Here is a 12,438-nt window from a genome sequence, read left to right as displayed (position 1 = left end):
CCAATAAATGAGAGTTGTAGAGAGTTAAATGAGCGCAAAAATTCTTGCTATCGATACAGCGACTGAAAACTGTTCAGTTGCGTTGTTGGCTAATGATCAAGTGATTTCACGTAGCGCGGTTGCACCACGCGATCACACCAAAAAAGTACTGCCAATGGTTGATGAAGTACTCAAAGAAGCTGGCCTGACTCTACAAGAGCTGGATGCGTTAGCGTTTGGACGTGGTCCAGGTAGCTTTACTGGCGTTCGTATCGGTATTGGTATCGCACAAGGTTTGGCGTTCGGTGCTGACTTACCTATGATCGGCGTTTCAACGCTGGCTGCAATGGCTCAAGGTAGCTATCGCTTACATGGTGTGACCGATGTCGCTGTGGCCATTGATGCACGTATGGGTGAAGTTTACTGGGCACGTTACACTCGCCAAGCAAGCGGTGAGTGGGCAGAGATGGATGCAGAGTGCGTAATTCCACCAGCACGTCTCGTTGAAGAGGCACAAGCAGACGACAAAACGTGGACGACAGCAGGTACTGGTTGGGATGCTTACCAAGAAGTATTAGCAGACCTACCGTTTAATTTGACGCATGGTGACGTTCTGTACCCTGATTCACAAGACATTGTGATTCTTGCTGAACAAGAATTTAAAAAGGGTAATACCGTGCCGGTCGAAGATTCGAGCCCTGTTTATTTACGTGATAATGTGACATGGAAAAAACTTCCTGGTCGCGAATAGTCCGTTTTTCATTAACCTGACAAAAAGCAGGGCGTTTGCCCTGTATTTTTATGGAGTGCTATGGCGTCGATTAATGGCTTGCCTCCTTCTTTGATTCCCGGTGCAAATCGCACTCATAAAGCCAGTCAAAAGAAGCAGGTAAATAAATCACAAACAAAGCAGCCTGTAGGTCAGCCTTCAAAGGTTGCTAACGCCGTGGCGCACTCCATAAAACACGTGGATGAGTCCCAAATTCACCGAGCTCAAGTGCAATATGACCTTCCTGAAGGGGGCGCACGTAAAGCAATGGAGCAGTACATGGATGTCATGAATCGAGCTAAAAAAGAGGAACTGGCTCAATTACTTGGTGTCGATATTTACGTGTGAGATCTCCCCAGCTTGGGGTTACTAATATTGAAAGGTGGTTTATGAAGGTTTTTGGACGGTTTTTTCTCGCATTATTTGCTACGGTTGGTTTGTCTGCGTGTAGCTCGTTGCCAGAGGAGCTAAATGCAAGCACAGAATTGGTCGTTACAGACTATAAAGCTTTTGCTGAGTCTCAGGGGCAAGTGAGTGAAGATGTTCGCCTTGGTGGAATCATCGCTAAAGTGGATAACTTTAAAGATAAAACGCGTCTAGAGATTGTAAACCTTCCTATCAGTAAGTCTGGTAAACCTGATATTGATGAAGAGCCTACGGGGCGTTTTGTCGCCTATTTTGATGGCTATTTAGAGCCTGTCGCCTTTAGTGAAGGCCGTTTGGTGACGGTTGTAGGCAAAGGAGCAGGGGAAGAAGAAGGAAAGATCGGTGAGCACGGTTACATCTTCCCGGTAATTAAGGGGGAAGGGTACCGTTTATGGAAAATTGAAGAACGTGTACGCATGTATGACTCGCCAACCTACTTTTACCCATGTTACTCGATTAACTGCCGCATGTGGCGTAATGATTTCCCACAAGACGGTAAAGTGATAAAACAGGTCAAATAATCTGCGATGCATGAGCGTCAATTCGAGCTTCCTGCCGGCAAAATGGCAGCCCTTGAGATAGGGAACGAGAAAACGGCTGACTTGTCAGTCGTTTTTCTTCATGGGTGGTTAGATAATGCGGGCAGCTTTAAAGCGCTCATGGAGCAGTTGAACCAACTTAATCCTCACTTACACCTCCTAGCCATCGATCATTTTGGTCACGGTTTATCGAGTCATAAATCTCACGATAATTATTACCCCTTTCATGACTATATTGCCGATTTGTATCAGTTTTTGGACGAATTATCACCAAACAGACTGATATTAGTAGGGCATTCACTTGGTGCTTTAATCGCAAGTTGCTATAGTGCAGCGTTTCCAGAGCAGGTCGAAGCTCTTGTGCAAATTGAGGGAGCAGGACCTCTTCATGAGGATCCTACTAACAGTTTGCCTCGTCTTCGCGATGGCGTTTTAAGTCGAATAAGACAGCAAAACAAGCCAGAGCGAGCCATTGCCTCCTTCGATCTGGCGTTAAAATTACGCATGCAAGCCAACCAATTAACCGCTGAGCAGCTTCTGCCGATAGTCGAGCGAGGAACGGAGCAGCGAGGAGATAAATGGTATTGGCGGCATGATGCCAAGTTAAAATGTGCGTCGCTTTACCGAATGGCGCAAGCGCATGCTAACTCGATTACCAGCCAAATACGTTGTCCTCATTTGATCGTGTTAGGCGATCAAGGATTTCAGAATTTACCATCTAACCAAGCTGATTGGGGAGAGAACCCGCCGCAAGTGGTTTCTGTCAAGGGTGGTCATCACTGTCATTTAGAGCAAATACTCGAGGTCGCAACGCGAATTCTTGGTGTAGTTAACAAAATTTAAACAAGTGTTTGAGAGTTGCGTGCTCAAGCACGTTCGCTGTGCTGTAATAGCTTTCAAAATAAAAAGGACGCTATTTTTTAGCCAGTTATAAACGAGGAGTAACATCGTGGATAAACCATGGCTTTCACGTTATCCAAGTGACGTACCTGAAACCATTAATCCAGAGCAATATGAGTCTTTGGTAGAAATGTTTGAGCAGTCTGTACAAAAATATGCAGACCAACCAGCATTCATGAACATGGGCTCGGTTATGACCTTCCGTAAATTGGAAGAGCGTAGTCGCGCATTCGCAGCGTATCTGCAAAACGAGTTAAAACTGCAAAAGGGTGACCGCGTTGCTCTGATGATGCCAAACTTACTGCAATACCCAGTAGCATTATTTGGTATTTTGCGTGCAGGTTGTATCGCCGTAAACGTTAACCCACTTTACACTCCTCGTGAACTTGAACACCAATTGAATGACTCAGGTGCGACGACGATTGTGATTGTGTCTAACTTTGCGAATACACTAGAACAAATCGTCGATAAAACACCAGTCAAACACGTAGTGTTAACCAGTCTTGGCCAAATGCTGCCACGTGCGAAAGGTACGATTGTCGATTTCGTGGTGAAATACGTAAAAGGTATGGTTCCTAAGTACGATCTACCGGGCGCAATTTCAATGCGCAAAGCACTGCGCAAAGGTCGTCGTCTACAATACGTTAAACCGTTTATGTCTGGGGATGACATTGCATTCCTGCAATATACGGGGGGGACGACAGGTGTCGCGAAAGGTGCGATTCTGACTCACCGCAACATGATTGCGAACGTTTTACAGGCAAAAGGCGCGTACGGACCGGTCTTGTCTCCGGGGCGTGAATTAGTCGTGACAGCGTTACCGCTGTATCACGTATTTGCTCTTACCGTAAACTGTCTGCTGTTTGTCGAAATGGGTGGTCGTAACTTACTTATTACCAACCCTAGAGATATTCCAGGGTTCGTGAAAGAGCTACAAAAGCATCCGTTTACTGCGATTACGGGCGTGAATACCTTATTTAATGCATTGGTCAATAATGAAGATTTCCATGAGTTGGATTTCAGTAATCTACGTTTAGCTGTTGGCGGCGGCATGGCAGTGCAGCGCTCAGTGGCAGAAAGATGGCAAAAGACCACGGGTTGCTATTTGCTCGAAGGTTACGGTCTAACAGAGTGTTCTCCGTTGGTGGCGGCATATCCGCATGATCTTGTTGAATACAATGGCTCTATTGGTCTGCCGGTACCATCAACAGAAGTTCGTATCGTGGACGAAGAAGGTAACGCTCTTGCGAATACTGAAACTGGCGAACTTCAAGTTCGTGGTCCTCAGGTTATGCAAGGTTACTGGCAACGACCTGAAGCAACGAAAGATACGATTAACGAAGACGGCTGGCTATCAACCGGCGACATCGTTAAGTTCGATGACGAAGGCTTCCTGCATATCGTTGACCGTAAGAAAGACATGATCTTAGTATCAGGCTTTAATGTTTACCCGAACGAAATCGAAGACGTTGTAGCACTTCACGGCAAAGTACTTGAAGTTGCTGCTATTGGTCAGCCGCATGAAGTGTCTGGTGAATTAGTGAAGATTTATGTCGTGAAACGCGATCCGAGCTTGACCAAAGACGAAGTGATCGCGCATTGTCGAGAACACTTAACTGGCTACAAAGTTCCGAAGTTGGTTGAGTTCCGCGAAGACTTACCTAAAACCAATGTCGGTAAGATCTTGCGTCGTGTTTTACGCGAAGAGAATGACGCTGAACTTGCGAAGAAAAGCGCATAAGCCGATTTCGTCGAGTCGAGAGATTTAAAAAATGATAGAATGCCAGCGTTTTGCTGGCATTTTTATAGCGAGAAGTATGTGAACTATCAAATTATTACTAAAAACAAAGACCTAGAAGAGGTTTGCACTCATGCCCGAGAGGCAGACGTAGTGATGCTGGATACCGAATTCGTTCGTATTCGCACTTTCTACCCGCAGTTAGGTCTGATTCAGCTTTTCGATGGTAATCGCCTCTCGCTGATTGATCCGACTGAATTAACGGATATGACGCCGTTTGTAGCGCTATTAAAAGATACTTCTGTGCTAAAAGTGCTGCACGCATGTGGTGAAGATTTAGAAGTTTTCCAAAACGCTTTTGGTTGTACACCATTCCCTATGGTGGATACGCAGCTGATGGCCGCTTTTCTCGGTCACGGCCTATCGACAGGCTTCGCATCGCTGGTGGAAGAATATTTAGGCGTAGAGCTCGACAAAAGTGAATCACGTACCGACTGGATGGCTCGTCCACTGACACAAAAGCAATTAGATTATGCTGCCGCAGATGTTCATTACTTGTTACCGTTATACGAAAAGCTGTTCGATAAGGTGACGCAAGCAGGTTGGTGGGAAGCTGTACAGCAAGAAAGTGATTTACTCGTTTCGAAACGTATTCGCGTAACCAATGAAGAGAATGCCTACCTTGATATTAAGGGCGCTTGGCAATTAAAACCTTCTGAGCTGGCGATTTTAAAGCCATTGGCGACGTGGCGTTATCGTGAAGCAATCAAACGAGATTTAGCGCTGAACTTTATCTTCAAAGAAGGTGATCTATTAACGGTCGCTCGTCTTGGTTTAACGAACTTTAAGAAGATGGAAGCAGAAGATATTGATATCCGAGCGATTAACCGCCATGGCGCGAAGATTGCCGCGATTGTTAAACAAGCGAAGCAAACTCCTTCTGAAGAGTATCCTGCGAAAATTGAGCGTTTAATGGACTATCCGGGTTACAAGCAGGTCTTCAAAAATATGAAAGACTTGGTGAAATCGGCTTCGCAGAAGTCTGGTTTAGCCACGGAGTTCCTTGCCTCTAAAAAGCAGATCAATCAGTTGATCAGTTGGGTTTGGAAAAAAGATCGTGACCCAGAAGTGTTGCCTGATTTGATGCAAGGGTGGCGTTTGGATTTACTCGGCGACAAGATGAACAAAGCATTAAAGTAATGAAAGATGAAAAAGGTTGGCCTCGATGCCAACCTTTTTCGTTCTAATTAGAGCATTCGTCTGGCGAGAGAAACTGATTACTTTTCTTCGTCTGGTAGCTTCACATTTAGCTCAAGAACTGAGATATCGTCGTCTTTGTGCTCAAATGTTAAGTCAACCATATTTGGATCAATTGCCACGTACTTGCTGATCACCTTCAAGATGTCTTCTTTTAATTGAGGCAAGTAAGACGGCGCAGGATCATTTTGGCTGCGGCGCTCTGCGACAATGATTTGCAAACGCTCTTTAGCTAGATTCGCAGAAGTTTTCTTCTGTGGACGGAAAAATTCTAATAATGACATGTCTAGCCTCCAAAGAGTCGTTTAAAGAGTCCTTTCTTCTCCTCAGTAAGGAAACGAAATTCAACCTGATTGCCTAATAAGCGATCAACGGTGTCAGAATAAGCCATACCCGCATCGGTGTTATCGTCAAAAGTGACTGGCACACCTTTGTTTGACGCGTTAAGCACGGCTTGGCTTTCTGGAATCACGCCCAGTAGTGGAATATGTAAGATCTCCTCAACGTCTTCAACGCTTAGCATTTCGCCTTGAGTGACGCGAGATGGGTTGTAGCGAGTCAGTAACAGATGCTGTTTTACTGGCTCTAGCCCTTGTTCTGCACGCAGTGACTTAGAATCTAAAATACCGAGAATGCGGTCAGAGTCACGCACAGAAGAGACTTCTGGGTTCGTTGTGACAATGGCTTCATCGGCATAGTACAAGGCCATTAACGCGCCTTGCTCTATACCTGCTGGTGAATCACAAATAATGAAATCAAAGCCCATTTCATCAAGTTCGCCGAATACGCGCTGAACACCATCTTTTGTCAGTGCGTCTTTATCACGAGTTTGAGAAGCAGGAAGAATAAATAGGTTGTCCGTGCGCTTATCTTTGATCAGCGCTTGGTTTAATGTCGCTTCGCCGTTAATGACGTTTACAAAGTCATACACGACGCGGCGCTCACAGCCCATGATTAGATCGAGGTTACGCAAACCGATGTCAAAATCGATCACCGCGGTCTTTTTTCCCTTAAGAGCTAGACCAGAGGCGATGGCTGCGCTTGAAGTGGTTTTACCAACGCCACCTTTACCAGACGTTACTACAATAATGCGTGCCATTTTTTTTCCTTTTTAGATTAAATCGCGAGAACTTCTAAATGTAATGATTCATCGGCTTTACTGATCATTACTTTCTTTTGCCAGTACTCGCTTTCAATTTGATCGCTTAACCAGTAGTCACCCGCAATGGATACCAGTTCTGCTTGTAAATCGTGGCAAATAATACGCGCTTCCTGCTGACCACTTGCTCCTGCAATCGCACGACCTCGAAGTGTGCCATGGATATGAATAGAGCCGTCAGCAATGACTTCAGCACCTGCACTTACGTGCGCTAGCACCACCAAATCACCATCTTTTGCGTAGATCTGTTGTCCTGAGCGGACAGGCGTACGAACTACTTTCGTTGGTGCCATTTTGGCAGGTGCTTGGCTTGGCGATTTGCTCGCCGACATAATGGCGAAGCCAGCTTCGGAAGCAAGGTTTTGTACACGCTTGTCTTTACAGCCCGTTACACCGACCGGAATAAAACCGGCATCTGAGATGCCTTGTTTAAGCTTAGGGAAATCAATGTCGCCTTGTACTTTTGCTATATTGATTACCAAAGGCGCGGATGCAAAAAAAGAAGGTGCTTGAGAAACTTTTTCTTGCAAAAATTCGACAGTCTTTGCGATCTCATTGTCAGAAAGGTGTAAAACTGACAATGTAAAACTGCTACCTTTAAGGTCTGGTGAATGGGTCATCGTGGACTTCTTGCCTTTATTGAAAGAGCGTTGCCTTAAACTAGGTATGTCATGTTATATTTCATCCTTTGACGCAGCAAGTTCTCTCGTGGGCAAATAGGTGAATTAATCTCAAATTTGCTATTAAGTTTGCGAGAATTTGACGTTTACAACCTAATCCGCACTCAACGCGGCTAAATCAGCATAAAAGGCGTGTCATGCTTTGTTCTATTTATAAAAGCTCGAAAAAAGAAGGTACTTATCTCTATATTCCGAAAAAGGATGATTTTTCACAGGTTCCTGACACCTTAATGCAGATGTTCGGTAAGCCTATCGCTGTCATGACGATTAAACTTGATGGCCGTAAATTGGCACAAGTTGATATCGAAAAAGTGAAGGCTTCATTACAAAATGATGGCTTCTTTCTTCAGGTTCCACCGCCGCCGGAGAACCTATTAGAAAAGTACAAAGAACAAAAAGCCCAGCAGAAAGGCGAATAACGTCATCGTTTTTCATCTGGGATTTCTGCCTTGCTCAAGGAGGGCAATATGAAAAAGATACTGGCTACCATGCTTAGCGTTGGTATGTGTACCTCGGCTTTTGCAAGTAGCGAGGGTTTTGATGAATACTTGAATAAGCTGCGTGCTGAAGCTCGTGATAAAGGTATCTCAGAGCAGGTCATTAGTGCTGCTTTTGCTAATGTTGAGTACAAGCCCCGAGCAGTAAAAGCGGACCGAAACCAACCAGAAAAGAAACTGACATTGGATGAGTACATTCCTCGCGCGGTGCCTGAATGGAAGGTGAAGCAAGCCAGACAACTCTACAAAGAGCATTACACCGAGCTAAAGCGTATAGGCGATGAGTACGGTGTCCACCCGCGCTTTATTGTGGCACTTTGGGGAGTTGAAAGTAACTTTGGTAAGTTTACCGGCAACTTTAAAGTGATTGATGCACTATCCACAATGGCATTTGAAGGCCGTCGTGAAGAGTTTTTCCGTAAAGAGACCATGTCGGCACTGCAGATCCTCGATCAAGGCCATATTGAGCTAGAGAACTTTAAAGGCTCATGGGCTGGTGCGATGGGTCAATGCCAGTTTATGCCAAGCTCTTTCCTTCGTTTTGCTGCTGACGGCAACGGTGATGGTAAAAAAGACATATGGCAATCTGAAGCGGACGTGTTTGCATCAACCGCTAACTATTTGAGCAAGTCTGGTTGGGATGATAAATATACTTGGGGTCGCCAAGTTAAGGTTCCTAAAAATATTGATCGCAGCCTGGAAGGGCGCACGGCTGAAAAAGGCAAATACCTTCAAGAGTGGAGCCAATTAGGTATCACAAAATATGACGGTAGCCCGTTGCCAAAACTGGATGAAGACATCAAAGCATGGTTGATCATGCCGGACGACGAGAATGGTCGTACGTATCTGGTTTACAATAACTACAACGTATTGATGAAGTGGAACCGCTCTTACTACTTCGCACTTGCTGTGAGCCACTTGGCTGACCGCATTAAATACTGATCTGCCACAAACAATTCGGCATCCAGTCTTCAATACAAGGGCTCTTCGGAGCCCTTTGTTTTTTCTATAACCAAATCGAGGTAAAGCGTGTTATCTGAACGTGCCGCACAAATGGTGATTTTCTCCGCTCTTCTTAAACACAAAAGCTTCACAGCTGCTGCAAAGAGCTTAGGCGTGTCGGTGTCTCATGTGAGTAAACAGTTGAGTCAGTTAGAAGCGTCTCTTGGTATCAAGCTTGTTCAACGCACTACGCGAAGCTTTACGCCGACAGAGGCAGGGAAAACCTTTTTTCATCACTGTGAGCAAGTGGTACAAGCGGTGAGCAGCGCCACATTAGAGATGGAAACCCAGCGGGATGAAGTGGCAGGTTTGGTACGTCTTGGGTTGTCGCAATCATTTGGTACCTTACACATTATTCCAGCGATTCAAGAGTTACGCGAACTGTATCCTCAACTTCAAGTGGAAGTACATCTGTTTGACTATAAGGTCGATATGTTAGCCGAAGGGCTCGATTTATGGGTAACCAACAACGAGCATTTGCCTGAAGGTTACATTGCGCAGCGTTTGACGGATTGCCAGTTTGTTGTTGCGGCATCGCCAGATTACTTATTGAAACATGACTCGCCAACAGAACCGGATGACCTATCTGCTCACAACTGCCTCATATACAGAAGTTGGGAGCGTGACTATACGGGGTGGGCGTTTACCAAAGATCAGCAAGAATTGAACGTAAAAGTCTCGGGTAACTATTCAGTGGATCTGGCAGAAGCCGTCCGGGACGCGGCTATTGCAGGTTGGGGTATTGCCTACCTTGCCACTTACTTGCTGGGTGATGAGTTCAGAACGGGTAAGTTAATACAGCTGTTACCTGACTGGAAAGCCAGCCAGTCGATGCCGTTTTATGCGGTATACCCAAGCCGCCAACATATGCCAAAAAAAATATCCGCAGTGATTAACTTTATCAAACAGAAGATCGGCAACCCTTGTCATTGGGACCAACGTTTGGCGCCTTACATCTCTATTCCTAAATAACAGGATCAATGACGTTGTAGAACGACACATAAGGTGATTCACTTCACAAAAATTTTTCCTGAATCAGAAACATATTTTCCATATGGAAATAATTAAAATAAGCAAACGTTTATCTTCAATAAATTCAATTGGTTATTTTGTTGGTCAGTTATTGGTCGCTTAAACTTTTCACACTGTTAACATCCTCAACTTGCAGCATTTTGAGTCCGCTATACAATCCGGTGCCTTCCATATCCCCCTTCTGTCGGATTCATTTTATGAACTCAATTATTGGTATCGTAGCCATACTATTCCTAGCATGGCTACTTTCTACAAATAGAAAAAATATAAAGCTGAGAACGGTGTCGTTTGCGTTTGCTTTGCAGGTACTGTTTGCGTTGTTGGTTTTATATGTACCAGCAGGAAGAGATGCGCTGAATTCAGTGAGCAGTGTTGTGTCGAATTTGATCAACTATGGTCAAGAGGGCATTGCGTTTTTATTCGGTAATTTGGCGACAGGGGGCTTCACCTTTGCGATCAATGTTCTGGGTATCATCGTTTTCTTCTCCTCTCTTATCTCAGGTCTTTATCACATTGGTGTGATGCCAAAAATCATTAACTTTATCGGTGGTGGTATTCAAAAGCTGCTAGGTATCGGTCGTGCTGAGTCTTTGTCTGCTACGGCGAATATCTTTGTTGGCACCATTGAAGCACCATTAATGGTAAAGCCTTACCTAAAACACATGACTGACTCGCAGTTCTTTGCAGTTATGACAGGTGGTTTAGCGTCAGTTGCTGGCGGAACGTTGGTTGGTTACGCATCACTGGGTGTCGACCTCAATTATCTTATTGCTGCTGCATTTATGTCGGCACCTGCCGGCTTGTTGATGGCAAAAATTTTAATGCCAGAAGATACGGATAAAGCAGCAGATATCGACATTAGCCAAGTTGAAATTCCACGTGCAACCAACGTAGTAGAAGCATTAGCCGATGGTGCCATGGCGGGTGTACGCATTGCTGTATCGGTCGGTGGTACGTTACTGGCGTTTATTAGTGTCATTGCAATGCTAAACGGCATGTTAGGCTGGATAGGTGATCTGATTGGGACACCATTAAGTTTTGAGCTCATCCTAGGTTTTGTGTTTGCGCCAGTCGCTTGGTTGTTGGGTATACCATGGCAAGAAGCAACCACAGCAGGCTCGCTGATTGGTAACAAGATTGTGGTGAATGAGTTCGTCGCTTTCATCCAGCTTGCAGAAGTGAAGTCTCAACTTAGTGAACACTCACAAGCAATCGTGACGTTTGCTTTGTGTGGTTTTGCAAATATCTCAAGCATGGCGATGCTGATTGGTGGGTTGGGCTCTTTGGTACCAGAAAAGCGTGCATTTGTCTCTAAGCATGGTTTCCGTGCGATTATCGCTGGTGTCATGGCGAACTTAATGAGCGCTTCTATTGCGGGCGTGATTTTAAGTCTGTAATTGAAATAGATATCAACAATTAGCAAAAAGGCTCCTTGCGGAGCCTTTTTCGTATCTGAAGTTTTACGTTATTTGTCTGTGTGGAACTGTTCGCAAGCGAGCATCGTGTTCTCAATTAAACTTGCGACGGTCATTGGGCCAACGCCACCAGGAACAGGAGTAATAAAGCTCGCACTTTCACGTGCTTTGTCGTATTCCACGTCGCCAACTAGTTTGCCTGAATCAAGACGGTTAATACCGACATCGACCACCACTGCGCCTTTTTTAATCCACTCACCAGGGATGAAGTTAGGCTTACCAACCGCCACCACGACAACGTCAGCTTGACGCACATGACTCTCTAGGTCTTTGGTAAAACGGTGACATGTTGTTGTTGTGCAGCCCGCAAGCAGCAGCTCAAGTGTCATTGGACGACCAACAATGTTTGATGCACCAACCACAACCGCATGTTTACCACGTAGCTCAATGTTGTAACGGTCGAGTAGGGTAATGATGCCCTTTGGCGTGCAAGAGCGAAGCTTTGGAATACGCTGCGCAAGACGACCAACGTTGTAAGGATGGAAGCCATCCACGTCCTTCTCTGGGTGAATGCGCTCTAAAACATGTGTTGTGTCTATGCCCGCAGGAAGGGGTAATTGCACTAGAATGCCGTCAATTTCATCATCGTTGTTTAATTCATCAATCAGAGCTAGTAACTCTTCTTCTGAGCTAGACGCAGGAAGGTCAAAAGACTTAGAAACAAACCCAACTTCTTCACATGCGCGGCGTTTGCTACCGACATAAACCTGAGAAGCAGGATCTTCACCAACTAGAACCACTGCTAAACCAGGAGCACGTAGCCCAGCTTCAACACGTGCTTTAACACGTGCAGCCACTTCGGATCGAACAGTTTGGGAAATGAGAGTTCCGTCTATATTTTGAGCAGTCATGACTTTCCTTATAAATTAAGAAGGCAGATTATCTGCGGCGCATTGTCGCAGAATTTCTTATTAACATCCATACGCAAACGTTTGCTTTGTGGTGTTTTTGAACATTAAGCGTTTTAATGGACTTTTTTTAGGCA

Annotated in this window: 14 protein-coding genes; 10 read left to right on the top strand and 4 right to left on the bottom strand. The window is 45.1% G+C overall.

The window, feature by feature from the left end; genetic code table 11:
• Positions 1–28: 28 nt before the first annotated feature.
• From tsaB to rnd, 6 genes are all read left to right on the top strand, one after another.
• Entirely contained in the window at positions 29–730 is a 702-nt protein-coding gene (gene tsaB / locus J4N43_RS11370) for a tRNA (adenosine(37)-N6)-threonylcarbamoyltransferase complex dimerization subunit type 1 TsaB (protein WP_053350450.1), read from the top strand.
• 60 nt (positions 731–790) lie between these two features.
• Entirely contained in the window at positions 791–1,096 is a 306-nt protein-coding gene (locus tag J4N43_RS11365; protein ID WP_017819942.1) for a hypothetical protein, read from the top strand.
• A gap of 41 nt (positions 1,097–1,137) precedes the next feature.
• Entirely contained in the window at positions 1,138–1,695 is a 558-nt protein-coding gene (locus J4N43_RS11360) for a Slp family lipoprotein (protein ID WP_005382214.1), read from the top strand.
• A gap of 6 nt (positions 1,696–1,701) precedes the next feature.
• Positions 1,702–2,556, top strand: coding sequence for an alpha/beta fold hydrolase (locus tag J4N43_RS11355; protein ID WP_005382215.1), 855 nt, complete (start codon positions 1,702–1,704; stop codon positions 2,554–2,556).
• Between the two features lie 106 nt (positions 2,557–2,662).
• A complete protein-coding gene (fadD, locus tag J4N43_RS11350; protein WP_033906908.1) occupies positions 2,663–4,354 on the top strand; it encodes a long-chain-fatty-acid--CoA ligase FadD in 1,692 nt (563 codons plus the stop codon).
• A 78-nt stretch (positions 4,355–4,432) separates the two neighbouring features.
• Positions 4,433–5,551 carry a ribonuclease D gene (gene rnd / locus J4N43_RS11345; protein WP_031777213.1) on the top strand — a complete coding sequence of 373 codons (1,119 nt, stop codon included), beginning with the start codon at positions 4,433–4,435 and terminating at the stop codon, positions 5,549–5,551.
• Between the two features lie 77 nt (positions 5,552–5,628).
• On the opposite strand, the gene minE is transcribed toward rnd, so the two are convergent.
• Genes minE through minC form a run of 3 tightly spaced genes read right to left on the bottom strand, consistent with a single transcriptional unit; the run spans position 5,629 to position 7,387 of the window.
• Complete coding sequence (gene minE / locus J4N43_RS11340; RefSeq protein ID WP_005388332.1) at positions 5,629–5,892, bottom strand: cell division topological specificity factor MinE; 264 nt, start codon at positions 5,890–5,892, stop codon at positions 5,629–5,631.
• Positions 5,893–5,894: 2 nt separating this feature from the next.
• Entirely contained in the window at positions 5,895–6,707 is an 813-nt protein-coding gene (minD, locus tag J4N43_RS11335; protein ID WP_005388331.1) for a septum site-determining protein MinD, read from the bottom strand.
• A gap of 17 nt (positions 6,708–6,724) precedes the next feature.
• Positions 6,725–7,387, bottom strand: a complete 663-nt coding sequence (minC, locus tag J4N43_RS11330; protein ID WP_005382304.1) for a septum site-determining protein MinC — start codon at positions 7,385–7,387, stop codon at positions 6,725–6,727.
• A gap of 197 nt (positions 7,388–7,584) precedes the next feature.
• Between minC and J4N43_RS11325 the strand changes: the two genes are divergently transcribed.
• The 4 genes from J4N43_RS11325 (at position 7,585) to J4N43_RS11310 (ending at position 11,375) form a co-directional block, all read left to right on the top strand.
• A complete protein-coding gene (locus tag J4N43_RS11325) occupies positions 7,585–7,866 on the top strand; it encodes a YcgL domain-containing protein (protein WP_005382303.1) in 282 nt (93 codons plus the stop codon).
• Between the two features lie 48 nt (positions 7,867–7,914).
• The gene (locus J4N43_RS11320; RefSeq protein ID WP_005388330.1) at positions 7,915–8,886 is read left to right on the top strand and encodes a lytic murein transglycosylase; all 972 of its coding nucleotides are present in this window, start codon (positions 7,915–7,917) and stop codon (positions 8,884–8,886) included.
• Positions 8,887–8,973: 87 nt separating this feature from the next.
• Complete coding sequence (locus J4N43_RS11315; protein ID WP_025766976.1) at positions 8,974–9,918, top strand: LysR family transcriptional regulator; 945 nt, start codon at positions 8,974–8,976, stop codon at positions 9,916–9,918.
• 257 nt (positions 9,919–10,175) lie between these two features.
• On the top strand, positions 10,176–11,375 hold the full coding sequence (locus J4N43_RS11310) for a NupC/NupG family nucleoside CNT transporter (protein WP_005382298.1): 1,200 nt from the start codon (positions 10,176–10,178) through the stop codon (positions 11,373–11,375).
• Positions 11,376–11,443: 68 nt separating this feature from the next.
• Here the strand turns inward: J4N43_RS11310 and folD are convergent, their stop codons facing one another.
• Positions 11,444–12,304, bottom strand: coding sequence for a bifunctional methylenetetrahydrofolate dehydrogenase/methenyltetrahydrofolate cyclohydrolase FolD (gene folD / locus J4N43_RS11305; RefSeq protein ID WP_005382297.1), 861 nt, complete (start codon positions 12,302–12,304; stop codon positions 11,444–11,446).
• Positions 12,305–12,438 lie beyond the last annotated feature (134 nt).

The organism is Vibrio sp. SCSIO 43009 (genome assembly GCF_023716525.1).
Taxonomy (GTDB): domain Bacteria; phylum Pseudomonadota; class Gammaproteobacteria; order Enterobacterales; family Vibrionaceae; genus Vibrio; species Vibrio alginolyticus.
Note: the sequence above shows the minus strand (reverse complement) of the source record. Positions and strands in the feature narration are given on the sequence as shown.

Bases quoted from the DNA above. Each gene is read 5' to 3' on its own strand.
- tsaB (WP_053350450.1), top strand. From the start codon at position 29: ATGAGCGCAAAAATTCTTGCTATCGATACAGCGACTGAAAACTGTTCA.
- J4N43_RS11365 (WP_017819942.1), top strand. From the start codon at position 791: ATGGCGTCGATTAATGGCTTGCCTCCTTCTTTGATTCCCGGTGCAAAT.
- J4N43_RS11360 (WP_005382214.1), top strand. From the start codon at position 1,138: ATGAAGGTTTTTGGACGGTTTTTTCTCGCATTATTTGCTACGGTTGGT.
- J4N43_RS11355 (WP_005382215.1), top strand. From the start codon at position 1,702: ATGCATGAGCGTCAATTCGAGCTTCCTGCCGGCAAAATGGCAGCCCTT.
- minE (WP_005388332.1), bottom strand. From the start codon at position 5,892: ATGTCATTATTAGAATTTTTCCGTCCACAGAAGAAAACTTCTGCGAAT.
- minD (WP_005388331.1), bottom strand. From the start codon at position 6,707: ATGGCACGCATTATTGTAGTAACGTCTGGTAAAGGTGGCGTTGGTAAA.
- minC (WP_005382304.1), bottom strand. From the start codon at position 7,387: ATGACCCATTCACCAGACCTTAAAGGTAGCAGTTTTACATTGTCAGTT.
- J4N43_RS11325 (WP_005382303.1), top strand. From the start codon at position 7,585: ATGCTTTGTTCTATTTATAAAAGCTCGAAAAAAGAAGGTACTTATCTC.
- J4N43_RS11320 (WP_005388330.1), top strand. From the start codon at position 7,915: ATGAAAAAGATACTGGCTACCATGCTTAGCGTTGGTATGTGTACCTCG.
- J4N43_RS11310 (WP_005382298.1), top strand. From the start codon at position 10,176: ATGAACTCAATTATTGGTATCGTAGCCATACTATTCCTAGCATGGCTA.
- folD (WP_005382297.1), bottom strand. From the start codon at position 12,304: ATGACTGCTCAAAATATAGACGGAACTCTCATTTCCCAAACTGTTCGA.